General features: G+C 48.4%; 26 protein-coding genes. 15 read left to right on the top strand and 11 right to left on the bottom strand.

Annotation, left to right across the window (positions count from 1 at the left end; genetic code table 11):
• Positions 1-90: 90 nt before the first annotated feature.
• The 5 genes from mltC to purM form a co-directional block, all read right to left on the bottom strand.
• A complete protein-coding gene (gene mltC / locus KBW69_RS03410) occupies positions 91-1,212 on the bottom strand; it encodes a membrane-bound lytic murein transglycosylase MltC (RefSeq protein WP_257274946.1) in 1,122 nt (373 codons plus the stop codon).
• 81 nt (positions 1,213-1,293) lie between these two features.
• Positions 1,294-1,701 carry a lactoylglutathione lyase gene (gene gloA / locus KBW69_RS03405; RefSeq protein ID WP_257274948.1) on the bottom strand — a complete coding sequence of 136 codons (408 nt, stop codon included), beginning with the start codon at positions 1,699-1,701 and terminating at the stop codon, positions 1,294-1,296.
• A gap of 141 nt (positions 1,702-1,842) precedes the next feature.
• Complete coding sequence (locus KBW69_RS03400) at positions 1,843-2,595, bottom strand: DUF3108 domain-containing protein (RefSeq protein ID WP_257274949.1); 753 nt, start codon at positions 2,593-2,595, stop codon at positions 1,843-1,845.
• Positions 2,596-2,717: 122 nt separating this feature from the next.
• The gene (gene purN / locus KBW69_RS03395) at positions 2,718-3,383 is read right to left on the bottom strand and encodes a phosphoribosylglycinamide formyltransferase (RefSeq protein WP_257279914.1); all 666 of its coding nucleotides are present in this window, start codon (positions 3,381-3,383) and stop codon (positions 2,718-2,720) included.
• An 80-nt stretch (positions 3,384-3,463) separates the two neighbouring features.
• Positions 3,464-4,519: a phosphoribosylformylglycinamidine cyclo-ligase gene (gene purM / locus KBW69_RS03390; RefSeq protein ID WP_257274951.1), complete on the bottom strand. Its 1,056-nt coding sequence runs from the start codon at positions 4,517-4,519 to the stop codon at positions 3,464-3,466.
• Positions 4,520-4,835: 316 nt separating this feature from the next.
• On the opposite strand from purM, the gene KBW69_RS03385 reads away from it, so the two are divergent.
• The 4 genes from KBW69_RS03385 to KBW69_RS03370 all read left to right on the top strand — a co-directional run bounded on the left by KBW69_RS03385 (position 4,836) and on the right by KBW69_RS03370 (position 10,116).
• Positions 4,836-5,924, top strand: a complete 1,089-nt coding sequence (locus KBW69_RS03385; RefSeq protein WP_257279913.1) for a DUF2066 domain-containing protein — start codon at positions 4,836-4,838, stop codon at positions 5,922-5,924.
• 76 nt (positions 5,925-6,000) lie between these two features.
• On the top strand, positions 6,001-7,068 hold the full coding sequence (locus tag KBW69_RS03380) for an AI-2E family transporter (RefSeq protein ID WP_257279912.1): 1,068 nt from the start codon (positions 6,001-6,003) through the stop codon (positions 7,066-7,068).
• Between the two features lie 205 nt (positions 7,069-7,273).
• Entirely contained in the window at positions 7,274-7,990 is a 717-nt protein-coding gene (gene hda / locus KBW69_RS03375) for a DnaA regulatory inactivator Hda (protein ID WP_257274954.1), read from the top strand.
• Between the two features lie 14 nt (positions 7,991-8,004).
• Complete coding sequence (locus KBW69_RS03370; protein ID WP_257279911.1) at positions 8,005-10,116, top strand: hypothetical protein; 2,112 nt, start codon at positions 8,005-8,007, stop codon at positions 10,114-10,116.
• Between the two features lie 84 nt (positions 10,117-10,200).
• On the opposite strand, the gene KBW69_RS03365 is transcribed toward KBW69_RS03370, so the two are convergent.
• Complete coding sequence (locus KBW69_RS03365; RefSeq protein ID WP_257274957.1) at positions 10,201-10,566, bottom strand: DUF2069 domain-containing protein; 366 nt, start codon at positions 10,564-10,566, stop codon at positions 10,201-10,203.
• Positions 10,567-10,568: 2 nt separating this feature from the next.
• Positions 10,569-10,913, bottom strand: coding sequence for an arsenate reductase (glutaredoxin) (gene arsC, locus KBW69_RS03360; protein WP_257274958.1), 345 nt, complete (start codon positions 10,911-10,913; stop codon positions 10,569-10,571).
• A 229-nt stretch (positions 10,914-11,142) separates the two neighbouring features.
• On the opposite strand from arsC, the gene KBW69_RS03355 reads away from it, so the two are divergent.
• The 4 genes from KBW69_RS03355 to KBW69_RS03340 all read left to right on the top strand — a co-directional run bounded on the left by KBW69_RS03355 (position 11,143) and on the right by KBW69_RS03340 (position 14,100).
• Positions 11,143-11,718: a DUF4136 domain-containing protein gene (locus tag KBW69_RS03355; protein WP_257279910.1), complete on the top strand. Its 576-nt coding sequence runs from the start codon at positions 11,143-11,145 to the stop codon at positions 11,716-11,718.
• A 69-nt stretch (positions 11,719-11,787) separates the two neighbouring features.
• Entirely contained in the window at positions 11,788-13,044 is a 1,257-nt protein-coding gene (locus tag KBW69_RS03350) for a YihY family inner membrane protein (RefSeq protein ID WP_257274960.1), read from the top strand.
• A gap of 317 nt (positions 13,045-13,361) precedes the next feature.
• Positions 13,362-13,835 (top strand): TlpA disulfide reductase family protein, encoded by a 474-nt coding sequence (locus tag KBW69_RS03345; protein ID WP_257274962.1) that lies wholly within the window; start codon positions 13,362-13,364, stop codon positions 13,833-13,835.
• The gene (locus tag KBW69_RS03340; RefSeq protein WP_257274963.1) at positions 13,828-14,100 is read left to right on the top strand and encodes an acylphosphatase; all 273 of its coding nucleotides are present in this window, start codon (positions 13,828-13,830) and stop codon (positions 14,098-14,100) included. The genes KBW69_RS03345 and KBW69_RS03340 overlap by 8 nt, the downstream gene beginning before the upstream one ends.
• A 36-nt stretch (positions 14,101-14,136) precedes the next feature.
• Here KBW69_RS03340 and KBW69_RS03335 read toward each other — a convergent pair whose 3' ends face one another.
• Positions 14,137-14,637, bottom strand: a complete 501-nt coding sequence (locus KBW69_RS03335) for a lytic transglycosylase domain-containing protein (protein ID WP_373690667.1) — start codon at positions 14,635-14,637, stop codon at positions 14,137-14,139.
• 103 nt (positions 14,638-14,740) lie between these two features.
• A complete protein-coding gene (locus KBW69_RS03330) occupies positions 14,741-16,456 on the bottom strand; it encodes a proline--tRNA ligase (protein ID WP_257279909.1) in 1,716 nt (571 codons plus the stop codon).
• Between the two features lie 157 nt (positions 16,457-16,613).
• Here KBW69_RS03330 and KBW69_RS03325 point away from each other — a divergent pair, with 157 nt between their 5' ends.
• Positions 16,614-17,030: an HIT domain-containing protein gene (locus KBW69_RS03325; protein WP_257279908.1), complete on the top strand. Its 417-nt coding sequence runs from the start codon at positions 16,614-16,616 to the stop codon at positions 17,028-17,030.
• Positions 17,031-17,044: 14 nt separating this feature from the next.
• Positions 17,045-17,245: a SlyX family protein gene (locus KBW69_RS03320; protein WP_257279907.1), complete on the top strand. Its 201-nt coding sequence runs from the start codon at positions 17,045-17,047 to the stop codon at positions 17,243-17,245.
• A gap of 63 nt (positions 17,246-17,308) precedes the next feature.
• Here the strand turns inward: KBW69_RS03320 and KBW69_RS23435 are convergent, their stop codons facing one another.
• A complete protein-coding gene (locus KBW69_RS23435) occupies positions 17,309-17,878 on the bottom strand; it encodes a cold-shock protein (RefSeq protein WP_306674479.1) in 570 nt (189 codons plus the stop codon).
• A 602-nt stretch (positions 17,879-18,480) separates the two neighbouring features.
• On the opposite strand from KBW69_RS23435, the gene KBW69_RS03310 reads away from it, so the two are divergent.
• Entirely contained in the window at positions 18,481-18,822 is a 342-nt protein-coding gene (locus KBW69_RS03310; protein ID WP_257274968.1) for an HU family DNA-binding protein, read from the top strand.
• 202 nt (positions 18,823-19,024) lie between these two features.
• On the opposite strand, the gene KBW69_RS03305 is transcribed toward KBW69_RS03310, so the two are convergent.
• Complete coding sequence (locus KBW69_RS03305; RefSeq protein ID WP_257279906.1) at positions 19,025-20,314, bottom strand: OprD family porin; 1,290 nt, start codon at positions 20,312-20,314, stop codon at positions 19,025-19,027.
• 764 nt (positions 20,315-21,078) lie between these two features.
• On the opposite strand from KBW69_RS03305, the gene KBW69_RS03300 reads away from it, so the two are divergent.
• The 4 genes from KBW69_RS03300 (at position 21,079) to aspS (ending at position 25,484) form a co-directional block, all read left to right on the top strand.
• A complete protein-coding gene (locus KBW69_RS03300; RefSeq protein ID WP_257279905.1) occupies positions 21,079-21,564 on the top strand; it encodes a hypothetical protein in 486 nt (161 codons plus the stop codon).
• A 2-nt stretch (positions 21,565-21,566) separates the two neighbouring features.
• The gene (locus KBW69_RS03295) at positions 21,567-23,141 is read left to right on the top strand and encodes a hypothetical protein (protein WP_257279904.1); all 1,575 of its coding nucleotides are present in this window, start codon (positions 21,567-21,569) and stop codon (positions 23,139-23,141) included.
• Positions 23,142-23,321: 180 nt separating this feature from the next.
• Complete coding sequence (locus tag KBW69_RS03290) at positions 23,322-23,582, top strand: zinc ribbon domain-containing protein (RefSeq protein ID WP_257279903.1); 261 nt, start codon at positions 23,322-23,324, stop codon at positions 23,580-23,582.
• Between the two features lie 120 nt (positions 23,583-23,702).
• On the top strand, positions 23,703-25,484 hold the full coding sequence (aspS, locus tag KBW69_RS03285) for an aspartate--tRNA ligase (RefSeq protein ID WP_257279902.1): 1,782 nt from the start codon (positions 23,703-23,705) through the stop codon (positions 25,482-25,484).
• Positions 25,485-25,524: the final 40 nt, after the last annotated feature.

Below are 25,524 nucleotides of genomic sequence, written 5' to 3'. Positions count from 1 at the left end.
TATTCGATCCATACGTTACGAATTATGAAGTGAGGAAAGATAGATCAGGCAAGTAGTAATTCAAGAAAATAAGCGTGTTGTGCTGTCAAATTAGACATCACCTTTATAAAAGTCCTTCTGAGCTTTGGTAACTTTTTTCAGATAGTTTCTAGATTCCTGCCTGGGATGCCTGCGGGTGAGCGCCCAATAGGCCTCTTCAGGTTTCATCTGGTTGAGGATTTCCATAGCTCGGGTGCGATTGGAGTGGAAGGTTTTCAAAACATTCCCCGTTCCCCCGTTGTAGGCAGAGATAATGGCGTAGTGCCTCACCAGAGGATCTTTGACATTTTTTAGATAGCGTGTTTCGAGAAGGTGCAGATAAGCGGTGCCTGCATCAATATTGTTAAACGGGTTGAAAAGATATTGCCTGCTGGGTTGTCCATTGCGACGTTTGACCAGCTTGAAGACATCTCTTCCTGCCGTCGAAGGGATAATCTGCATCAGGCCGTAGGCGTTAGCATGACTCACTGCATAGGGATTGAAACTGCTTTCTGTCCTCATGACGGCATAGATAAGGCTTTCCTTGATCTTGTATCTTTGCGACATCTGTCGAACGATGCCGACATATTGATACTGCCTTTTGATCATATGGTCGCCAACCAGATCAAGGTCAACGGAGTAAACCGTACCCTTACTGCTGGCACGAGTGGTTAACTGGTGGTTGATCAGGTAGTCAGCATACTGGCTGGCTCGCCACTCCCAGCGTATGGGGTGCCCCTGATGATCTACAACCTGTCCGTAGAGCATAGGCTCCTCGCCGAGGGGGACTGCTTTGTCGCTGAACAGGTCAACTTCATCAGGGTTGTAAGGCGTCAGCAGGGTGACAATAATAGCCTTTTTCAGATCCTGTCTATCCAATGTTTCAACATGAACCTTACCCTGTTCGAAGTTAACGAATACCCGGGTACGGTAATGGTTGGTGTATTTGACGTATTCCTTCTTACTGGCACTTTTTTCGTCACCCCAGTTAACACGGGCCTCTGTTGTCAGAATTCGAACCAGGGCTTCAAAGGCGATCACATCTTTCTGGACGGATTTGACTGTCTGAACCGCTGAGTAGACGTCAGCGACCGGTCCACCCAACTCACGGACCACAACATCGGTCGCGTAGTTAATGGCGGTATTGCTGGAGCAACTCAAAAGCAGAGGGAGCATCAGGCAGAGGCCAGCCATTCTCTGAATCTTTTTGATGCAGCTAGCGAAAGGTTTTTGATTGTCTGGCATTGAGTGATTCACTTCCCTGTGATGGCGTGTTTATCCCCTGAGTCCCGAAGATGCACTTTTGTTCTGGATCATTTCGATCTTATAGCCATCGGGATCTTCTACAAAGGCAATCTCTGTTGTGCCACCCTTGACCGGGCCCGGCTCACGGGTAATCTTTCCTCCGTTGGCACGGATGGCGTCACAGGTTGCATAGATATCATCAAAGCCGATAGCTATATGACCAAAACCTGTGCCAGGGTCATACTCGCTCGTGCCCCAGTTATAGGTCAGTTCAATGACGGCCTGTTCTGATTCATCGGCATAGCCAACAAAAGCCAGAGTATATTCGTATTGCTCGTTATCGTGCTTGCGAAGCAGCTTCATACCCAGTATATCGGTATAGAAAGCAATGGAACGATCAAGATCGCCCACTCGAAGCATTGTATGGAGAAGTCTCACAGAAAGCTCCTGATATTCAGAGGGTGAAAGAGTGTTGAAACAGGAAGTGCCATCTTATCGGAATCCATTAGCTGCCGGAAAGCATAACCCGTCAGCCCAATAGATATCATGAACGGAGATTAGCTCAGCCCCCCAATCGATCTATTTTTTTGGAGTGGGAGTGAGGCCCTTAATCGCTTTGCCATCCAGCTCACCGCCTTTGAACTGAATCAGATAGTCTGAACCCTTTTCTTTTTGATGGAGTTGCACCAGAACATAGTCCCAGTCTTTTGCAAACCAGATCCAGGTTTCGCGGTCGTTATCTTCACGGACCACTTTTACGCGGGTGGTGTTGAGTGGCCCGGCAGGGGTACTCAGTACTTCATCGGCTTCGATCACAAACCGCCTTTCGTAGACTTCATCATCGTCAACAATCGGGTAGGTCAGCTCTTTTTTTCCTGCCTTCAAGTCCAGCCGAAGTTGAAGCTGGTATGAAAGAGGATCCTGAGCGCCAGATTTAAATGGGATCTTCGATTGTTTGTCAGCTTGCTGCCAGGAGGCTTCCATAGATTTCCAGTCAAAGCGGGCTGTTTTAGCTGGTTTGCTGCCTATCCCCTTGCGCTCGTATTGGTAATCCCGGGGAAGTGCCTGACCCTTCTGTAAATTGAACCGACTGGTTTCATCCAGACTGATGGAGGCGACGATGACCGATGCACTGGCGCCAAAATTCAGTACCCACTGGTCGCCCTCTTTTTTCAGACTGCGAGTGCCCGAGCCACTGATACCGGAAACTTCCGCTTTATACTCCGCTGTGAATGGCTTTAATGAAACTTCTATGGGTTTTGCAAGGGAAGAGGAGCTGGCGATCAGAAGGCCAGAAACCATCAGGGCAGGGACGCTCTTGAAAAGGATCATTAGGATAATTCCTTTTTAGGTGAAAACCTCCCATGGGTAACAGGGAGACTTTCACAGCTTATCGCCATTCATCAATGAAACCGTTTTTAATGTCCGAAAAAACACGAAAGTCTAAAACGGAGTTATTCTGCTGAGACGATACTTTTTTCAGATATGCGATATCCTCGGGGGCCAAGCGGCTTATTGTCAAGTGATATGACATCGTCTTTTGTCATTATTCGGCCAGAAACAATCCAGTCTATAGCTTTGGGATAAAGGTGATGCTCCATGACCTTAACTCTCTGTTCAAGTGTTTTCGCTGTATCGGCAGATGTGATATTCAGCGTCGCCTGCATAACAACAGAGCCACTGTCCAGCTCTTCGGTGACATAGTGAACCGATGTTCCATGTTCTTTATCATTGGCATCCAGTGCTGACTGGTAGGTGTTCAAACCTTTATGTTTGGGGAGCAGGGACGGGTGTATATTGATCAGTCTTCCCTGGTAGTGTTTGACAAAAGTACTACTGAGTATGCGCATATAGCCTGCCAGTACCACCAGATCCGGTTTAAACTCATCAATACGTTCCATTAGGCCAAGATCAAACGATTCCCGGCTGGGGTAGCGTTTGTGGTCGAGACTACAGGTGTCAACCCCTGCTTTCCGGGCCCTCTCCAGACCATAGGCTTCAGGACGGTTACTGAGTACTCCAGCCACCTTGTAGCTGTATTGATTCTGCTGGTCGAGAATGGCCTGTAAAGTGGTGCCACTGCCCGATAGTAATACGACGATTCGATGGTTATTCGTCATTTCCGCTCTCAAGATTTTTCTCTGCAATGGAGAAAGGCCTGAACAATGCTCAGAGAGTGTCGGGCAAGCCTTTCTTTCTCTTAACGGTAAACGACTTTGTCGCCGGAGCCCGATTCCATATGACCGATGATAAAGGCCTCCTCGCCCAGTTCATTCAGTCTGGCAACGGCCTGTTCAGCCTGCTCTTTGGGAACGCAGATCACCATGCCAACACCGCAGTTGAAAGTCAGATACATTTCTGACTGGGCAATGTTGCCAGCTTGCTGCAGATGTTTGAACACTTCCGGAATTTCCCAGCTTTCGGTGTTGATGACGGCGGCACAACCTTCAGGAATAACTCTTGGCAGGTTTTCAGTCAGACCTCCACCGGTAATGTGTGCCATGGCGTGGACTGGCATTTCTTTCTGAAGCTGCAGCAGGGGTTTGACGTAGATTCGGGTTGGAGCCATCAGGGCTTCAGCCATTGGTTTACCGTCTACCTGAGTGCTCAGGTCTGCCTGGCTGACTTCCAGAACCTTGCGGATCAGGGAGTAACCGTTGGAATGGGGGCCGCTGGACTTGAGGCCAATCAGTACATCGCCGGTGGCGACTTTGCTGCCATCAATGATGTTGGACTTTTCAACGACACCTGTACAGAAGCCTGCCAGGTCATAGTCTTCGCCCTGATACATACCGGGCATTTCTGCGGTTTCACCACCAATCAGGGCGCAGCCAGCCTGCTCACAGCCTGCACCAATACCGGTAACGACCTGCTCAGCAACGTCAATATTGAGTTTTCCGGTTGCATAGTAATCAAGGAAAAACAGAGGCTCGGCACCAGACACCAGCAGATCATTGACACACATGGCCACCAGATCGATACCAATGGTATCGTGCTTGCCCAGTTCCATAGCCAGTCTTAGTTTGGTGCCTACACCGTCAGTGCCGGAAACCAGAACCGGCTCTTTGTAACCCGAAGGTATCTGGCACAGGGCACCAAAGCCTCCCAGGCCACCCATTACTTCGGGGCGCGAAGTGGCTTTGGCTACATGCTTGATACGATCAACCAGGGCGTTGCCTGCCTGAATGTCAACACCTGCGTCTTTGTAGCTCAGGGAAGAAGCTGGCGAATTTGTATCGCGGTTGCTTTTGCTCATCGGAGATGTATCCGCACCATGGAATCGAAAGTGGATTGATCAGAGCGCGCATTCTAACGTAACCCGGAAAAATCATAAAGCTGCCCGCCGGTGTTCGGATTCTTCGATCAGCCTCTTACTGTCGGCTAAAGATTTTCTACAAAACCAGAAAGTTATGGCAGAATGAGAGGATACTGGGCTCCGGACGTTTCGTCGTCTGGGTAATTAGTACTCTTTACAAAGATAAGCAGTCATGTCAGAAGTCGCTGACATTTCATGAACCTTTCTGTCACTGAATTGATCCTGGTGGCAGTTTGTTCAGGAAGAGTGCCTGTTTTTGATTCCGGACATTATGTATAAAACATGCAAGCTGGAACGGTTGTTCCCTCTTTCCTGGCTGATATTCACCCTTGTGTTGGCCCTGTTTTCTTCTCAGCTGTTTGCTGCACAAATGAGCGGACTTTATCGCGTTGGCATACCTGTCAGCAGTCAGGGTAGTGAGGAAAGGGAAGCAGGCATTAAACGAGCTCTGTCTGAGGTACTGGTTAAAGTAACCGGACAACGCAGCACCCTCAATAATAAGGGGGTGGTACAGTCACTCAGAAATGCCTCTGCGCTGGTTCAGAGTTTTAGCTATGAACGCCTTGATACTGTGTCAGGAGAGCAGCTTCTTCTTCAGGTGAGTTTTGATGAAGCGGCCGTTAATCGTCTGTTGCGGCAAAATGGTCTGGGGATCTGGGGCTCCAGCAGACCGGATACCATTGTCTGGTTAGCCATTGAAAGGCAGGGGGAAAGGCAAATTCTGAAAGAGGTACCAGACTCTCCGTTGGTGAGCGACCTCGAACGTGTTATGGCTGCTCGCTCATTGCCTTTGACTATCCCTCTGATGGATTTTGAAGACAGTGCCACTATTTCTGATGTAGATGTCTGGGGACTGTTTTCGGGGAAGTTGGTTCAGGCATCAGCAAGGTATGGCTCTGAGGCCATATTGGGGGGGCGCCTGAGCGAAATTCGTGGACGGTATAATGGTCGCATGGTTCTTATCTTCAGAAATCAGCAATTTGATGCCACAGTTACAGACCTGTCAGCAGAAGGATTGGCTTTGGCGATTGCTGATCTTATTGGTAATTCCCTTTCCCGGCACTACGCAGTCCTCTCTGGTGGCAGCAGTGTTAATCCGATGCTGGAAGTGGAGGGTATTGCCAGCACACAAGACTATGCAGGGCTAATTAAATACCTCAAAGGTTTGACGGCAGTGAGGGATGTGATGGCAGTTAAAGTCGGCGGCAACAAAATTCAGTTGGAATTGTTAATTGATGGCACACTGAGCCAATTATCGGATGCTATTGCCCTGGGGCGGAAGATGAGAGCGATGGGTGCTGATGAGGCCAACAAGACCTTGAAATACCGTTGGCTGGGAGGCTGAAGGCAAGTCAGACATCAAATTCCGAAGTGCGTTTTTTTTTATTTCCTGCAAGACGAGTTGCAACAGAAGGAAAACAATGACCAGACAGCAACAATGGATGCTAGCAGGCATCGTATTCGTAGGTGTAGTGCTGATTAATTTTGTCGGGGCTGTCATGACGCCTTTTGCGATCAGTGCTGTGCTTGCTTATCTGGGCGATCCGCTGGTTGATCGACTGGAAAGACTCAAGCTCTCCCGGTCACTTTCGGTGACACTGGTTTTTCTGGTGATTTTTACTTTTCTGGTACTGATGTTACTCATTCTGATACCGGCATTATTCCAGCAGGTCAAAACCCTGATGCAGTTGCTTCCGGCCTGGGAGGAGTGGGTTCGATTCAATGTCATTCCAAAGCTGGTTGAATACACTGACTTTGATCCTGAGTGGTTTGATATCAGCCAGCTGGTCAAGACCATGGCAGGGGAGTGGCAAAAAGCCGGTGGGCTTCTGGCCGGGCTTGGACGTTCGGTGACCAGCTCGGGTCTGGCAGTCATAGGTTTTCTCGTGAATCTGTTCCTGATACCAGTTGTGACTTTTTACCTATTGCGCGACTGGGATCATATGATGGAGCACATCCGTCTGATGCTGCCTGTTAACCTTGAACCTATTTTTGTTGAACTCGCCAGTGAGTGCGATGAGGTGCTGGGGGCTTTTCTCAAAGGCCAGCTTATGGTCATGCTGGCCCTGGGATTGATCTATGGCGTGGGGCTCTGGGCGATAGGCTTGCAGTTTGCGTTGTTGATCGGGTTGCTGGCGGGGCTGGTCAGTATTATTCCATATATGGGGTTTGTGGTCGGTTTCACTACGGCCATTGTTGTCGCTCTTTTTCAGTTTGACGGCTACTTGCCGTTTGTTTGGGTGGTCGGTGTGTTTGCCCTGGGACAGGCTTTGGAGGGGTGGGTGTTGACACCTTATCTGGTAGGTGACCGGATTGGTCTGCATCCGGTGGCTGTTATCTTTGCGCTGATGGCGGGTGGGCAGATTATGGGCTTCGTCGGGATGCTAATAGCACTGCCATTAGCAGCCATTATTATGGTACTCTTGCGTCATCTGCATCGAAATTATAAGGCGAGCCACTTATATAATGCTGGTGAGCCGGGGGAATAAGGTGTTTTATGCCTTCAGCGAACAAAAATCCATTTTGCCTTGCCAATCAAACAGGGATGAGTGGAATGGTTTTGTTGCAGCTGTCTCTTGCAGATTCCATTAACTCACTGAAGCTGGTGATTTTTGATAAAAATGCCGCGACAGAGAGTTCAGAATGTCTATCCATTGTTAGGGTTGAGCGGCATTTCCCGCTCAAGGCTGTTAAATGTCGTATGTGAGCCAGCCTGTGCAATTACCGCTCAGTGTTCAGATCAGGGATGATGCCACCTTTGAAAACTTTTTCAGCGGAGATAATGCTGCGCTGGTCAATATGTTGGATATGGATCATGAGGTCAGTGGGGTAGAATCAGAACAGTTTATCTATCTCTATGGAGCCCCCGGTGTTGGTTGCAGTCATCTTCTTCAGGCTGCCTGCCATCAGGTAGATAGCCGAAAAGGTCGAAGCATCTATCTACCTATGCAGGAGCTTGTTCATTATCCTTCCAAACTGCTGGAAGGTATGGAAAGACTTCAACTGGTGTGTATAGATGATGTTAATTGTGTAGCAGGCATTCCAGAGTGGGAAGAAGGGCTTTTTGATCTGTTTAATCGTCTCAGGGATTCCCGGACTCGCTTGCTGGTGGCAGCAGGTTGTCCACCTAAAAGACTTTCTATCCAACTGCCGGATCTGGTCTCAAGGCTAAGCTGGGGGGTGGTGTTTCAGGTTCAGCCTCTCAGTGACAGGGACAAGGTGTCGGCATTGCAGCTTCGGGCTCATTTGCGTGGGCTGGATATGAATGAAGATGTGGCTCGGTATATCATATATCGCAGTAACAGGGATATGGGGCATTTATTTAAGATGCTGCAGAAGCTGGACAGTGCTTCACTGAGAGCTAAAAGGAAGTTGACCATACCCTTTGTCAAACAAGTTATGAACTGGTAATCAAGAGAAGTAGTATGCAAACCCAGAAACCGGCTGCCCGGTTTGTGTTCTTAGTTGTTGTTCTGGCCATTCTGCTGTTTCTGATTTCAGTGATGTTGATGGTTCCTGGTCGGTATACTGACCAGCTGCTTCAGCAAATAGAAAATCAAACAGGGGTTGAAGTCCTTCCTGTTGAAAAAGAATACGCCTTCTTATCCGGTAAATTCCTGCTTACCAAGCCGGAGCTCAGGATCTCTCCCGGAATTACTCTTAAATCAGAATCTATTGCTGTCAATGTCGCCTGGACCTCTTTGTGGAAAAAAACTATTGAGCTGGATCGAATTGATTTTAAAAAGCCCGGAATCTTTCTTGATCTGGCAATCATCGGCCAGAAACCTCCTATGCCCAATCTTTATCAATTTCTCAGGGAAGCTGGGCAGTTTGTCTTTGAAGATGGGTCGATGAGGGTGGTGAACTCGGAGCAAACTGGTTCCAGTAAAGTAGTCAGTATTGATTTCAGTAAAATGGAGCTGAAAACCCATCGGCCTGATCAGATTGATATTGAAGTAGTCAAGGATTCAAGACACATTAACTGGTCGCTGGGCGGTATTATTGATTTAAAGAAACTGGCAATGTCTGGTCAGTTATCCATTGATGAGCTCCCACTGGCTGATGTCTTCAGTCAGAAATTTCTTAAATGTTCAAATTGCTCGCTGAAAGGCTCTCTTTCAACAGACCTCTCTGTTGAGTGGTCTATGGATCAGGGGGTGGAGCTGACTGGAACGGCGAAAGTGCTGGATGGTGAGTATCAGGATCTGGGTTCAGGTCTTAATCTGGACTGGAAAGAGTTATTTGCGGAGGGCTTTCGGTTCAGAAGTCGAAAAGCTTTTGTCGAAGACCTTTCATTCAGGGGTGGTTTGCTGACTGTCGATGGCAGTCCCCTGGAACAAATAGCAAGGACTGTCCTTCGTCCTTTATCAGCTGATGGTTATTTACCGGTTAAGGGTGGTTCTTTACCGGTTAGGAGCTCTTTATCTGCTAAGGGCTCTTTGCCTATAGCCGTCAAGCGTATCGAATTCAATGGTGCTGTTCAGTCTTCTCAAAAAAAGAATCCTGAGCTATTCAGCAACAGCAGGGTTGAACTGGAAGTGTTAAGTCCAGAGCAATACACCTTTCAGCTCAGCGGGCACTGGCTTGAAAGGGTGCCTGTCTCTCTGGAAGGCCGTGTCAACTTGAGTAATGCAGTGGCCCCCAGCCTGAACCTTTCTGCCAGAGATGTGGATTTGTCTTTACTGCCCGTTTCAGATCGGTCTGTTGCCGGATACGATCTGGCCGGAAGTCGTGTAAACCTTAATCTTGCTTCCTCTGTGGGAGGTGGCAGCAGGGGCAAGCTGATTTTTTCAAAGCTTGAAGCCAGACCAGTCAATCCGGAGCTTGATATCAATCTTGTGAAAGCTTTGATGGCAAATCCTCAGTCCATCATTGCCATAGATATTAAAGCCCGCTATGGTCAGTCGCCTCTGGTTGCGGCAGGAATAGCAATACACCAGACTTGGGAGAGAGTGCTTGAGCAGCCCTTACAGTATCTTTCCCATCAGGCAGGTATTACGCCAATGTTGTCCACTGAAATACAGATGCCGGCGGGTAAGGCTTTGTTGACAGAGAACGACAAAACACAATTAAAAGGTTGGAGTCGGGTACTCAGGATAAGACCTGAACTTAACCTTTCTCTAAAAGCGATGGCCAGCAAGGATCGAGATTGGCCAACTCTCTCCAGAGCAGAGCTTGAATCCGATCTGGTTGAACTCTATTCGGCGATCCATCAAACGAAGCCCGGAGAAGTAAAAGAGATTCCAGTAGACATCAGAGGGCATTTGATTGAGCAAATGTATCTTAGGGCTCATAATCGCAGATTACCCGAAGTGGGTGATGTCAGCCAGGATGAGCGTATTAAAGAAGCGGAGCAATGGCTGTTGGTAAACTGGCCTGCGAATCAGGAAAAAATGGATAAGCTGGCCAGTGATCGTCTTAATCTAGTGAGCGAATTTCTCCGCAATGAAGGTGTTAGCGAGAAACGCATTATTAGCAGCCCACCCTCAACGGTGAAACAGGCTGGTTCAGCTGTTGAAGTGCAGCTGGTCAATTAAAGTCGGTTGACGACAAAAAGCTCTTGCCCATGCAGGAGCTTTTTTTTGAGAGGGAAAGGGTTGGTTTATTCTGGAAGGGTTCAGTCAGCGGGACGGGTTGTTTAATTGTCCTTGCCAACGGGTAAACAACATGGCAGATACAAACAGTGCACTGCTGAATAAGGTAATCAGCCAACCATGAATGGAGTCTGTGATAAACCAGGCATCAAGCACACCGCTGATGAAGTAAAAGCAGAGAATGAAGCATAACCAGGCCGATGCTCTTGGCTTTCGCCTGATCAGCCCGTAAGCAGGCAGCAACAGCGGAATAATGGTGAATGACGCAATCATCCATATTGAGTTTTGGGGTGGGTGCAGCCAAAGCACTTTCGCAATCTGCGAAGCTAGCAGGCAGAAGTATAGTACCAGACTCAACCGGTAGCTGAGATTGGCTTTTTGAGTCAGTTCCACGATTAAAGTATCTCCAGAACAGATTCCGGTGGGCGACCGACACGGGCCTGACCGTTGCTAAGGACGATGGGCCTTTCAATCATTTTTGGATAGGTTACCATTTTTGCAATTTGCTGCTGCTCTGAGAGATCCTGACCTCTGATATGATCTTTATATTCCTGCTCGCCTCTGCGCATCAGTTCTTCGGGGCTTTTACCGAGTTTTTTCAGAATGTCGTTTAAAGCGGCTTCGCTGGGTGGGGTTTCCAGGTAAAGCACTATATCAGGGTTAATACCTTTTTCCTCAATCAGGGTAAGAGTCTCTCTGGACTTTGAACAACGCGGGTTATGGTAAATTGTAACGCTCATATTGCTTTCTCTTGACTTGTCTTATCGTAAAGGGCAGCTGTCGACAGACCGGGAGCCTGAAGTCATACTGCGAGTATTATTTCTGTGACGGGAAGATTATCGTTGAATGGGTTTAGGTGCAATTGAAGCCATGTACTGATAATCACCGTACTCAGGTTTGAGTGTGCGTTCATCATTCGCTGCTGGACACAGATCTAACAATAAACTTCCTTCAACAAGTGGGTAGATCATGCACAAGCTTAAACGGTTGCTGGTTGTGATAGCTGCAGTCGCAGTGGCTGGCTGCTCCAACCAGAGGCTTGACTGGGACTATAACAATACTCCTGCTGCCACCCGGTTGATGAAAGACTGGAAAACCTACGCGTGGCTGAACAAGGCAGGTGAAAACAATGAGGTTGAGGGGTATCACATTGATGGTTTGACGGATATGCGAATTCGGGCCGCTATTAACCGTGATCTTCAGGCCAGAGGGTATCGAGAGGTGAGCAAAGATGGTTATCCTGATTTTCTGGTAAATTATCTAACCACAACCCGCACACGCAGGGAACTGAATCAAATGACGACCTCCATGGGTTATGGTCCGGGTTTCCGGGGTATGGGCTTTACTACAGAAACCCGGGTGAGAGACTATCAGGAAGGTTCGCTCATTATCGATTTTGTGAATCCGGAAAACCATCAGCTGCAATGGCGTGGACGTTCGACTTCCAGAGTGATTCACGGTGCCACCCCCGAACAGCGGAGCGAAAAGATCAATACTGCGGTGGAGGCTATAGTGAATGGCTTTCCTCCCGGGCACAAGAACTGATACGCTTCTCTGAGCTTGAGTCTGGCTGAAACTCTCTGGTCAGGCTCTTTTCAATATCAGGGATTCGTTATGTCAGGTTCGCTTCTTTCCAGTTCTTCACAGGCTCAACGTGTTCAGTGGCTTCGTGTCTATCTCCTGTCTGTCTCTGATACTTTCTTCAAGCACCGTTGCCTGAATAATGCCGCAGCACTGACTTATACGACACTTTTTGCTGTAGTGCCGATGATGACGGTTACCTACAGCATGTTATCGGCTATTCCTTCTTTCCAGGGGGTAGGCGAGATGGTGCAGAGTTTTATATTCAGTCACTTTGTTCCGACAGCGGGCGAGGTAATCCAATCATACCTTTCCAGTTTTTCTCAACAGGCGCGAAAGTTGACCGGAGTGGGTGTTGCTTTTCTGGTGGTCACAGCATTCATGATGCTCAGGACCATTGATGGTGCCATTAATCAGATCTGGCAGGTGGACAGGGTTCGCCGGGGCATTACCGGCTTTCTGCTCTACTGGGCGATTCTCAGCATGGGACCTTTCCTGATTGGTGTTGGTTTTGTGCTGACATCATATCTGGCATCTCTGAAGCTCATAGCTGATACCACTGCCTTTCTTGGGGTTGATCAGTGGCTGTTGCGATTGACTCCCATCCTGCTGAGCAGCATTGTTTTTACTTTGCTCTACATGGCTGTACCCAATCGGCGTGTGCCCTTTCGTCACGCTTTTACAGGAGCTCTGGTCGTGGCTATTCTTCTTGAGCTGGCAAAGAGTGGTTTTGCTCTGTTTATTACTCTGTCACCGTCGTATCAATTAATCTACGGTGCTTTTGCGGCTGTTCCCGTGTTCCTGTTATGGATTTATTTAAGTTGGATACTGGTTCTCTTTGGTGCGGTACTGGTCAGGAGTTTTGCTTTATCCAATCAAACCCGTAATGAATCACTTCCACCCTTGCTGGGGGTTTTGGTGGTTCTAAATGGATTTAATGAGCAGTTTCAGAAAGGGTTGAGTTTCAAGTTGAGGCAGCTACATCAGAGGGGGTGGAATCTTTCACTTGAGGATTGGGAGCTTTACACCAGTTACCTGCTGGAGCAGGGCGTTATCAGTAAAAATGATCTGGGTGAAATGATACTGGCCAGGGATCTTAGGCACCTTGAACTCAATACTATGTGTCAACGACTTCCCTGGTCTTTCCCATCGGATCAGCAGCTGGAGTCTGTTGAGACTCTGAACAAGCCCGAATGGTATGGTCAACTGGTGGATCGACTGAAACAGTTGAATGAAAAGCAGAGAGCTGTACTCGATTGTCATCTTGATGACCTCTTTATCGAATGTTGAAAATAATGAACCTGGCAGCCTGTCGGACTTAAGCGTCCGTAGCGAGGATTGCAATAAATGTAATCGGTTATAGCCGCTCGCCAGAATCACAGGAATCAGGGCAGACCCCGGAGAGAGCGGTAACGGCCTGATGATCTGAATCGTCTGTTCAGTTTCAAAACCGGTCTGTTTTTCAGGCCGGTTTTCTTATATTTGGAAAACAAAGTAGCAGGTTTGTTAGCTTCATGCTGGAAAGCTCAAATCCGGGGGGCTTCCGGACGACTTTATGAGGCATTCCAGCTAGAATCAAAACAAACTCATTATTGGATCTGATGGCAATGCGACTATTTTTTTTTCGACTCTTCCCGCTGCTACTGGTCAGTCTCTTTCTGTCAGCCTGTACTAAGCCGGATTTGACCGATACCCAGGGAAAAGGTGTTTTTCTCAAGGCTGACAAAGCTCAGTGGACCGTTATAAACATCTGGGCCCATTGGTGTGGTCCCTGTCGTGAAGAGGTTCCGGAGCTGAACGCTTTGGCCAGGGAAGGACAAATTCGGGTTCTCGGGTATGATTTCGATAACAGTCAGGGAGAAGAGCTGGTAAAAAAAGCTAAAAATATGGGCATACAGTTTCCTGTTCTTACCCAGAGTCCGCTGGCGCTGCTGGAGACCAAAACCCCTCAGGTATTGCCTGCGACAATGATTTTGAATCCACAGGGAAAGCTGATAGAAGTACTATATGGACCTGAGACGAAGGATAGCCTGAAAAAGAAAATTCGGGCATTGATGAATAAGGTTAATGCAAATGGCTAATGAATGCAGACGCGCACTGATTGAAGGAAGAGTGCAGGGCGTTTGGTATCGTGGCTCCACCCAGCAGGAAGCCAGAAAACTGGGTGTCACCGGCTGGGCAAAAAATCTGCCAGATGGAAGGGTTGAAGTTTTAATGTGTGGTGAACAGAAGGAGCTCGACGAGCTGGTGGCCTGGCTGCATAAAGGTCCTCCTATGGCTCGGGTTACTGATGTCAGTGTTTCCAGTGAGCCTGAACAGTTGTTCTACGACTTTACAACCGGTTAATCAAGTGATGGCATGGCCGGAGCAACGGGTTCAGTCTCAGTCATTTCTCCAGTGGCGATCCCAGTTCTTGTACACTCGCTCAGGATACCAGGTTTTACCGAGGCTGCCATTGTAACGGGCCAGTGCCCGGGTCAGGTTGCCTTTTTCCTTTTCCAGATAATAACTGAGAATATGGCTACCGTATTTCAGATTAGTCTCTACGTCGGTCAGGTTATCCTGTGGGCGACCAATGACGTTTTTCCAGAATGGCATAACCTGCATCAGGCCCTGGGCTCCGGCAGAAGAAACAGCAAACCGGTCAAAAGAGGATTCTGTCTGTATTAATGCCAGCACCAGTTCGGGGGAGAGCTTTGCCGCAGTGGCCTTCTTGTGAATTTTTTTGAGTAGCTCCAGTCGCTGTCGCTGACTCTGTTGCTTCATAAATGGCTTTAGCCGGCTGGACATATCGACCAGCCAGACTTCTGCCTCGAAACGATCGGAAAAGCTCTCGGTGGTGCTGAGTGCTTCTTCCAGATAGATTCTCAGGCCTTCATCCACTTTTTGTTGACTCCAGCCGATTGCAGGAGTCAGCAGAAGTGTGAGGATGAAACCCGTGATCAGGTTGTTTTTATTATAAAACGACGGCCGTTTGATAATCGGTTCAGGCCAGGCGTTCCTTAAGAAAGTCTGAAATTTCACTGAGTGCCAAGTCTTCGCGATCCGCTGTCCTGCGGTATTTGTATTCTACCTGACCGTTCGCCAGTCCTCTATCACTCAGGACTACCCGGTGTGGAATGCCGATCAGTTCCATGTCGGCAAACTTGACGCCGGGACTGGCCTTTCGATCATCCAGAAGGACATCGTAGCCTGCTTCAGTCAGTTCCTTGTAGAGGTTTTCGGCGGCTTCACGGACGGCTTCAGACTTCTCAATCTTCAGGCCAACAATGGCGATCTGGAAAGGCGCAATGCTTTCGGGCCAGATGATTCCGCGATCATCATGATTTTGTTCAATGGCGGCAGCGACGACACGGGAAACCCCCAGACCATAGCAACCCATCGCCATAGTCACGGCTTTTCCGTTTTCATCCAGTACGGTAGCATTCATGGACTCGGAGTATTTGGTGCCCAGTTGAAAAATATGGCCAACTTCGATACCACGTTTGATTTCCAGAGTGCCCTTACCGCACGGGCTCGGATCACCTTCTACAATGTTTCTCAAATCGGCGATGCGGTCGAAAGAGGCGTCTCTTTCCCAATTGATCCCAAAATGATGTTTGCCATCCAGGTTGGCTCCTGCACCGAAGTCAGACATGACCGCAACCGTGCGATCAACAATGCAGGGGATTTTGATGCCAACCGGGCCCAGTGAGCCGGGTCCGGCGCCCATGATGGGTTTGATCTCTTCTTCTGTTGCAAAGCGCAAAGGTGCTGCAACTTCAGACAGTTTTTCTGCTTTGATTTCATTCAGCTCGTGATCACCGCGAACTATCAGGGCAACGAAGTCTGCTTCCGCTTCTTCGTCTGCCGCGACAATCAGAGTCTTGACCGTTTTCTCTATAGGGAGGTTGAACTGCTCAACCAGGTCAGCGATAGTCTTTGCTGCGGGGGTGTCGACCAGACGCATGTCCTCGGAAGGAACTGCTCTTTCGTGGGCAGGTGCCAAGGCCTCTGCTTTTTCAATGTTGGCCGCGTAGTCACTCTGGTCGCTAAAAACGATGGCGTCTTCACCGGATTCGGCCAGTACATGAATTTCGTGTGAGGCACTGCCTCCGATGGAGCCTGTATCCGCTTCCACGGCTCTGAAATTGAGGCCCAGACGGGTAAAGATGCGGTTATAGGTGTCGTGCATATTTGCGTATTCACGACCAAGGCATTGGTGATTGGTATGGAATGAATAGGCGTCCTTCATAATGAACTCTCTACCACGCATCAGGCCAAAGCGGGGGCGGATTTCATCACGGAATTTGGTTTGGATCTGGTACAAATTTATAGGCAGCTGTTTGTAGCTGCTGAGGGTGTCACGAACCATATCGGTGATGACTTCTTCATGAGTAGGACCGATTACGAAGTCTCGCTGATGGCGGTCTTTAAATCTGAGCAGCTCAGGACCAAACTGATCCCAACGGCCGGTTTCCTGCCAGAGTTCAGCCGGTTGTACGGCAGGTAGCAAGACTTCCTGTGCGCCAGAGCGGTTCATCTCTTCACGAACAATGTTCTCGACCTTCTGGAGAACGCGCAGACCCATGGGCATCCAGCTGTAGAGTCCGGATGCCAGTTTACGGATCATACCTGCTCGCAGCATCAGCTGGTGACTGACGACGACGGCATCAGAAGGTGTTTCCTTGAGGGTAGAGATCAAGGATTGACTAGTACGCATGTGCTCAGTTATCCGATTATCAAAACGCAAAGGCCGCATTTTACTACGGTTGTCCAGAGACGTCATGACGTTGAGCGAATCACAGTCGAATTTCACCAACAGGTTGGTTATAGTGCTGCGAATTATTACTGGCAACTCGGCTAAACCGGAGTAAATTATGAGCGAATTTCAGCTGGATAACAGACTGGAGGAAGACTGCTTTGTCATGGGGGATCTCCCCCTTTGCCGAGTTTTGCTGATGAATGACAATCAGTATCCCTGGCTTATTTTGGTGCCCAGAGTGGCAGGGGTTCACGAAGTCTTTCATCTTGATGAAGAACAGCAGTTGCAGTTGGCTTGTGAGTCGTCACTGACGGCTGCAATTCTGAGTGATGTTTTTGAGGCCGATAAGATGAATGTGGCGGCACTGGGTAATACGGTTAAACAGCTGCATGTTCATCACATTGTTCGCTATGAAAGTGATGCTGCCTGGCCAAACCCGGTTTGGGGCAGGTTGCCAGCTAAGCCCTATGATAAGGGGCAGGTCAGTGAGATCAAAAAAAAGCTGGAATCACTGTTCAGTTGTTTTGAATGAATGGGGTGTTTGAAATGAATGAGGAACTGATTGAGCTGCAGACCCAGGTCAGCTTTCAGGAAGATACCATTGCCCGGCTTAATGAAGTCGTGACCCGTCAGCAGCAAGAAATTGATAGCCTTAAACAGGAGATGACTCAGCTGAAAAAGCAATTAATGGCCATGGCCAGTTCTCAGTTGGAAAAGCAGGAGGAGAGTGCGCCTCCACATTATTAATCACGGCCTGACGCGAACGGGGGGCAGGGGGGGGCGGCCCCGTTCATTAGAGGTGTGTTGATCTCAGTGACCTTTGGGAGCAGCGATAACGTCTTCTGCCTGAAGCCCCTTATCCTTCTCCACCACGATAAATTCTACCCTTTGGCCTTCAGACAGGGTCCGGTGACCTTCTCCACGAATGGTACGGTAGTGAACGAAAACGTCTTCACCGTTATCCCGGGTAATAAAGCCGAAGCCCTTTGAAACGTTGAACCATTTGACGGTGCCTGTCTCTCTGCCGGAATCCATGATTTCCACCGGGCTTGTGGGATTAAGGGATTTCAGGTTGATTGCGACGTGCAACAGGACACCGGTCACAAGGAGCAGTGAGGATGGAGTTTCAGGTGTCTGGTGAGAAAACATCGCCCAGCCAATGAGCGCAGTCGCGGCAATCAGCATGAATGAAGCCAGTGCCTGCACGTAGGATTTCTTGCAGCGATAGACTGTCAGATAGCAGCCAAGGCAGAGGTGAATGAGTGCAGCGGTTAGTAACAGCATGGTGGCTGAAGCAATAGCCAGTGCACTACCGAGCAGCGCGTTAAGGATGGACCCTTCCACAATGAGTGCTGTCAGTGAAAGGATGCCTAAGATCATGTGGATAAATTTAAGATGTTTCAAGTACTGAGTCCTTTTGGTTGTTATCTATGTGACTGAAAAAATTGCGGATATCCGGCACGACTGCATGGATGCAGGAGCTAGACCAATGCGGGAGTAATTGCCGCAAAGGGCGGTCTATTCTCGTTCTGGCTCCTGCATACTTCAACAAAGTTTTTTGTTGCAAGGCATCAATGAAGTGACTGCCTCCCGAAATGATGAGAATGCTTTGAAATCAGTAATGCGCTCAATTCATTGCGCATGCAAACGGGGCAACAAAAAACCACAGCGTAACTCTGCTGTAAGGATTAATGTAACGCCATTGTGCTTCTATCTCAAACTCTTTCTACGCAGCGTATATAGAGGGTTATAGCAATGCTTAAAGGGTGCAAAAAAAGACTACCACTGTAAAAAATCACTTGTTATAGTGATTTCAGATGTTTCAAAAGTCTGGTTTTACAGGCTCTCTGAGGTTAGGGAAGTTGAATGTCCGATATTTTGGACTTGCCTCGTGAAACATTCAATCAGCCTGGTGAAGTGGCAGATCGCAATCCGCTGGTGCGGAACAACCTACAGGGAAAAACCATCAGGAGAGTAATTGTATGGCAGCGAAGAAAGCCGCAGCTATCAAGGATAAGTACAGTAAAACCCAGATTCTTGCTGAAATCTCAGAGAGTACCGGTTTGAGTCGTAAAGAAGTTGGGGCTGTGCTGGATGAACTGGGAATACTGGTTGAACGTCATATCAAGAAGCGGGGCTGTGGCGAGTTCACTCTTCCGGGACTGCTCAAGATCGTGACCAGAAAAAAACCTGCTCAGAAAGCCAAGAAAGGCGTACCTAACCCATTTAAGCCTGGCGAGTTAATGGATGTGCCTGCCAAGCCGGCCAGTATACAGGTCAAGGTGCGTCCTCTGAAAAAGCTTAAGGAATACGCCGCTTCGTGATGACGCTGGCATTGATTCGCTGAGTTTTTTCAGTCCGTCAAGGGAGGTGTAAAGCCTCCCTTTTTAGTGTCCGAAGCGTTTGTTTCGTAACGATGACAGGTTAACGGGGTGCTGATTTTAGTCGGTTCACTGTTTTCTATAGGCAATAAAAAAGCCCCTGCAAATGCAGAGGCTTTATGAGGCCGGTCTTTTGATGGTCAGATCAGAAGACAGCGACGTTGTACTTCAGGATGACACGTGTGTCGGTCTTAACAACATCGTCTTTGCCTTTGGCTTCAACAGTATTGTTAGCGTATCTCAGACGGGCAGTCAGACCTTCAACCTGAGGAATGGCATAATTGATGTCCAGGTTATATTCAGTTTCGTCCTGAGACTTGGTTTCACCCATGACGTAAATGCCCTTTACGCTCAGGCCATCAACAATACCCTGAAAGTCATAGCCTGCAGAGAAACCCCAAGCTTTTTGACCATTGCTGTTGAAGTCAGATATCTGAATGGAGTTGTAACCGAAGTAGCCGGTATCGTCGTCACCACCAGACCATCCAATGAAGTAGTCGCCAGTAAAATCATCCTGACCATCAGCATCAAGATCAATTTTCATATCATTGCTTTTTACTTTTGTATAGGCAACGCCAAATGAAGCTTGTGAATAGCTGGCATCAACTTTTAGGCCATAAGCTGTCTGCTTGGTATCCTGATTGGCAGCATCAAGGAGGAGCTCAAATCCGCCATCGAAGGAAACTTGGCTATATTGTGCGCCGAAGCCTAATTCAAAACCTTCTACTTCTGTGGAGAATGTGGCTTCGGTCAAATATTTTTGAGCAAACTCATTCTGTGTTGCATACGATGCATTAAGCTCTAAACCGTTACCAAAGTCATAAGAACCACCGACGGTTTTAACTGCCTCATCGTTGACTTCGGCTTTCTTGTCGATAGCTTGATAATCAACGAATCCAGACTCGGTCTTAGCATTTCCTTTGCTAATCCAAGCACCGAAAATATCTAGGCCAGCATAGTTGAGGTCTGCATAGAAGCCTTCACTCAAGCTTGGCAGAACACGGCTGTCAGAGTCGTTAACCAGAGGTGTATCGAGGAACATCCGTCCATACTTCGCTACGCCCATATCAGCCAGGTTGAATTTGACTGCGTAGGATGTTTTGCCGTAACTGTGGGAATCGCCATCGCTATCAACTCTTAGCAAGCCCGGGTTGCCAACAAAACTGTCAATATCGGAAGCGCCAAGTTTGAGAGAGTAGTAACCACCCAGATCCAGTCCAACGATGTTTTCAAAGTAGCCGGAAGAGAAGTCAAGACGAACGCCCTGTGCCCACTGTGAGTTGGCAGAGTCGGTAGAGCCATCGTCCTTAGTTTTAGTTTGGGAGAAGTTGCGCAGCTCCAGATTCAGGCTTGAGTCGTCCAGAAAAGCATTAGCCTGAGCAGAAGTAGCCATAAAGATGGCAGCACTCAGTGCACTGATTTGTGCAAGTTTCATTAGTGTTCAGCTCCTTGCTGTATTCGATGTGTGTTCTTCTAGCCCTGGTTTCAATATCCTTGTACTGCTTGGACGGAATGTACTGCGAAACCTCCCCATAGGGCTAAGAGTGATTCTTATACAATCCTGAACAGGATGCAACAGGGTTTAGAAAAATCTCACATCTTTTGTACTAGCGTTAAGCGGGCCCGCATCCTTGTCTGATAAAGCCATCCAGCATTCCCACCCCTAAAGACATTGACTGTTTGTTCTCCTCAGAGGTGAACGTCAATCATGCCCTCGTATCCATAATAATTGTCGCGGAAATTGCGCAAGAATATCATTCTGCACATCTCCGGCAACGCCCTTGAAATCTCCCGAACCAACCTAAATGTAGCTACATTCAATCAGCCAGCGCGCCAGCAGAAAGAGACGCAATGCCTACAGAAGCATTCACCTTGGTTATAACGTCAGGTTTCATTGGACAGAACCCTCGTGTTTCCTGAGGTTTAATAGAATTTTATAAACACTCAGAGATAACCCTTGGGTATAACTCCTGCAAAAATGTAGACCTGATGTTATTAGGCTCGGTCGATTTGATTCAGTGTTTAGGCAACATGAGTACTTGAGTAAAACAGTGATCTGGTATTTTGCAAATTATCTTAATGAATAAAAAATTGTTCTTTTAATTTCTTTTTATTGATTGAACAAGACTAATGAATGAAAGGCAGTAAAAAATGAATGTTTATAATGAATTGAGATCATTTACTTTTCAGGGATGAATTATGAGCAGCTTGCAGCGAAACGCTGAAGAAGGAAAAGACCTCTGGCTGGCTTATTTAAAACAGGGCGGGACAATACGTGAATTGAGAGGGCTGAATCAAGATCAGATGGAAGCCATCTACCAACTTGGATTCAGTTATTTCGGCATTGGTCACTATGCAGAAGCTCTTAAGGTCTTTCGGTATCTGGCTCTTCTGGATCATCACAGTCCTCGTTACTATCTGGGAATAGGGTTGGCTCTTCACCATTTAAATCAGGATGCTGCTGCAATACCCGCACTGAATTATGCCGAAAAGCTGGATAACAGAGACCCTCGTCCATCCATTTGTATGACAGAGTGCTTTATTCGTCTGAAAAATCGCAAACTGGCGGTTAAAGCGTTGGCAAATGCCGCGAAAATTCTGAAATCTTCCAAAGGTTGGGAAGAGCAGCGAAAACAGGCTAAACAATTAAAACACTATCTGATAGAACCTTCAGGGAGGAAGTGACTATGAACCCAGTCGATCCCAATTCCGGAGTATCCCAGACCCCTGTGCAACAGGGCGGGCAAGCATCTCAAGCTTCAAATCAGGGTCAGGTAAGCCAAGGATTCAGCAGCTCGAACTCGGTTTCCAACTCTGCAAACAGTAATAATGGTCAGGCGGTCAGTGTTAGCCCGGATCAGCCTGGCGCTTCTAATGCAGACAGTCGCGACTTTCTTCAAAGAGCCTTTGACGCAAGAATGGATGGCTTCAGGGCAGCAGTGCATGAATTCAATCGTCGTTTCGATGCCCGGGATATAGATATTAATGATACCCAGTCACTCATTCTTATCATTAAGGGAATGATCAGTGATACTCAGGCTATGGTCAGTGCTGCATCGATCGATCAGACCTTCAGTAACAGGGTTTATGAACAGAGCAGGAGGCAAGACAGTGCAGCTACTGCCCACTCTCTTAGAGGGAATATTCGATCCAGAACCGAGGATTTAACGGACAAAACGGCTCAGCGTAATTCCTATGTCGAAGACTTGGTAAACAAGACCTTGTATAAAAGCCTGAAATTGCAAGAATTGGCCAGTGCTCAGTCCAATCAGGCCGCTAACAACCAAGCTGGTAACAATTATTCCGGTAACAATTATGCTGGCAGTCATGCCGGTAACAATTATGCTGGTAACAACAACAGCAGCAGCAACAACCTAGTGGACAGGTTGACGGCTGAAATAACCTTGCTTGAGCATCAAATTGCAGGCATTACCTCAGAAATTAATACTCTGAGCGGGCAGATCCAAACATTGCAAACCAATAATGCCACAGATCATGCCGCTTTGCTCAAAGCCAACAGGCAGCTGAACTCAGTGACGGAAGAGTTTGTTCGTGTTAACAGTCTGCTGGGGCGAATTCGTCAGAGGTTCGATCCTGCCGCATTGAAAACCGGTGAAGAAGGTGTGCAAACCGTCAAAGAGCTCGAACAGAGGGAACAGAAAGATCAGGTCAGGGAGTCCAGAAAGCGCGAGCAGAACAAAGATGGAATAAAATCTCTGGATAAAGAGCTCAGAAGAGACGAGGTCCGGCTGGAGGAAAACCAGATTGAACGTGATGAAGGCGTTGATCAGTACCTCTCCGCTGAAGATATGGAGACGCTGCGACGGGTGTTCTCACCCTCTGACCCTGCTGAGCTGAGAATTGCTGCTCAGCGCCTTGATGATCAACCACAGGCAAGAAACTTTCCTGCAGCCGGGGAGGGGTTCGCTATTGCTCTGAATAGTGCTCATTCAGAAAAAGCACTTGAAGATGCAGCCAACCCCGCGGCAGAGACTCACCGGGGTGATAACCTCAGTTTTGAGGGTGCAAGCAATCCGCAGATTTTTGCCCGTCTCTGGATGGAAGCCAAGCTGGAAGAAGGTGAAGAAACCCAGGATATGAAAGAAGATCACCTGGATGAAGTGGCTGAGAATGTGGATACCCAACGCAAGAGTGTTGCCGAGCATCTGCAGGATTTCGAATCGATTCCTCTGGAAGTCGCTGAGTCGCTGGAAAAACAGCAGGAGGCAGCTATCCAAATCAGTAAAAGTAATCGAGTTTGAAAGCAGGAGGGGAGGGACTTCCCTCCCTGGCCTTTCGGAAAGTCTGCTACAGCTGTTGAAAATATCCCTCATCCTGTTTCCATTTCCTGTCTATAGGCCCCGAGACTATCTGGTGAAAATCAAGGGTTCAGGTATAATGCCCCAGTTCTGACAATGGCAAACAAAGGATAGACAGATTCAATGCCGATCTACGAATATCAGTGTGGAAGTTGCGGTGATGTGCAGGAAGTGATTCAGACTTTCAGCGATGCGCCTCTGACCGACTGTGGTGTCTGTGGTGAACCTGAATTGACAAAACTGTTGAGTGCACCGGCCTTCAGGCTGAAAGGCGCTGGCTGGTACGAAACAGACTTCAAGAGTGGCAATAAGAAGAATCTGTCCTCCAATGATCATCAGGGCCCTGCCAAGGGCTCGGGCGGCCCTGCAGCCGCCAGTGAATAATTCGGTTATTTGAGCACTGAGGTTGTTTTACCCGGAGTGACTCAAAACCATACATTCAGGCACAAAATTTCTGATAATTCTGTGCTGAACCTGAATAGCTCCCCAGTTTCGAGGTATCTTATGCGCAGCCATTATTGCGGCGAACTGAATCTCTCCCATGACGGGCAGGAGGTTACTCTTTGTGGATGGGTACACCGCCGTCGCGACCATGGTGGTGTGATCTTCCTGGATATGCGTGACCGTGAAGGCATCGCCCAGGTAGTTATTGATCCCGACACCGAAGAGGCTTTTGCCCTTGCCGATAAAGCACGCAGTGAATACGTGCTGAAAATCACCGGATTGGTTCGTCCTCGTCCGGAAGGGACTGTAAACACCAACATGGGCACCGGTGAGATTGAGGTGTTGGGTAAGCAGGTAGACATCCTGAACGAAGCCCAGACACCTCCTTTCCAGATCGAAGGCTACACCGATGTGGGTGAAGAAGTTCGTCTTAAAAACCGTGTTGTTGACCTGCGCCGTCCGGAAATGCAGGAAAAAATGATCCTTCGCAGTAAGCTGACCAGTGCCGTACGCAGCTTTATGGATGAGCACGGCTATCTGGATGTCGAAACGCCTGTTCTGACCCGTGCTACCCCGGAAGGTGCCCGTGACTACCTGGTGCCCAGTCGTACCCACGAAGGTAAGTTCTTCGCGCTGCCTCAGTCTCCTCAGCTGTTCAAGCAAATGCTGATGGTGGCAGGTTTTGACCGCTACTACCAGATCGTAAAATGCTTTCGTGACGAAGACCTGCGTGCTGATCGTCAGCCAGAATTTACTCAGATCGATATTGAGACCTCCTTTATGGATGAGTCCCCGATCATGGAAATGGCTGAAGACCTTATTAAGAGCACTTTTAAGAAAGTGGGCGGTATTGAGTTGGGCGAATTCCCGCACATGACTTATGCACAGGCCATGAACCTGTATGGTTCTGACAAGCCGGACCTGCGTATCCCGCTGGAGCTGGTGGATGTGGCTGATCTGATGGCCGGAGTTGAATTCAAGGTCTTCAAAGGACCGGCTGAAGATCCCAAAGGGCGTGTAGCTGCTCTGAAAGTTCCCGGTGGTGCTGAACTGTCCCGTAAGCAGATCGACGACTACACTCGGTTTGTCAGCATTTACGGTGCCAAAGGTCTGGCCTGGATCAAGGTTAACGAAATTGAAAGTGGCGCCAATGGCCTGCAATCTCCGATCATCAAGTTCCTGGGCGACGATGTCACCATGAAGATCATGGAGCGACTGGATGCCAGGAATGGCGATATCGTCTTCTTTGGTGCTGATAAAGAGAAGGTGGTTAACGAAGCCTTGGGCGCGTTGCGCTGCAAGATCGCTGCTGACCTGAATTTGTACACGAAAGAATGGGCGCCACTGTGGATTGTCGACTTCCCGATGTTTGAAGAAGCAGACGACGGTGGTTTGACTGCACTGCACCATCCTTTCACAGCCCCAACGACTTCACCTGAAGAGTTGGAAGCTAATCCTGCGGAAGCTTTGTCCCGTGCTTATGACATGGTTATCAACGGTTACGAAGTGGGTGGTGGCTCTGTTCGTATTCACAATCAGGAAATGCAGCAGACGGTATTCCGCATCCTGAAGATTGAGGAACAAGAGCAACAGGAGAAGTTTGGCTTCCTGCTGGACGCTCTGAAATACGGTGCGCCTCCCCACGGTGGTCTGGCGTTTGGTCTGGACCGTCTGGTTATGCTTTTGTGTGGTACCGATAACATTCGTGACGTTATTGCCTTCCCGAAAACTCAGTCTGCAGCGTGTCTGCTGACTCAGGCTCCGGGTGAAGTGGATGCTGGCCAGCTGCGCGACCTGAACATCCGTATTCGTCGCGATCCGGCGTCTGCAACCAGTCACTGATCAATCCATAAAGCGTCTGCGACACACAAAGCGTCTGCGA

The organism is Endozoicomonas sp. ISHI1 (assembly GCF_024606225.1).
Classification (GTDB): Bacteria; Pseudomonadota; Gammaproteobacteria; order Pseudomonadales; family Endozoicomonadaceae; genus Endozoicomonas_A.
Note: the sequence above shows the minus strand (reverse complement) of the source record. Positions and strands in the feature narration are given on the sequence as shown.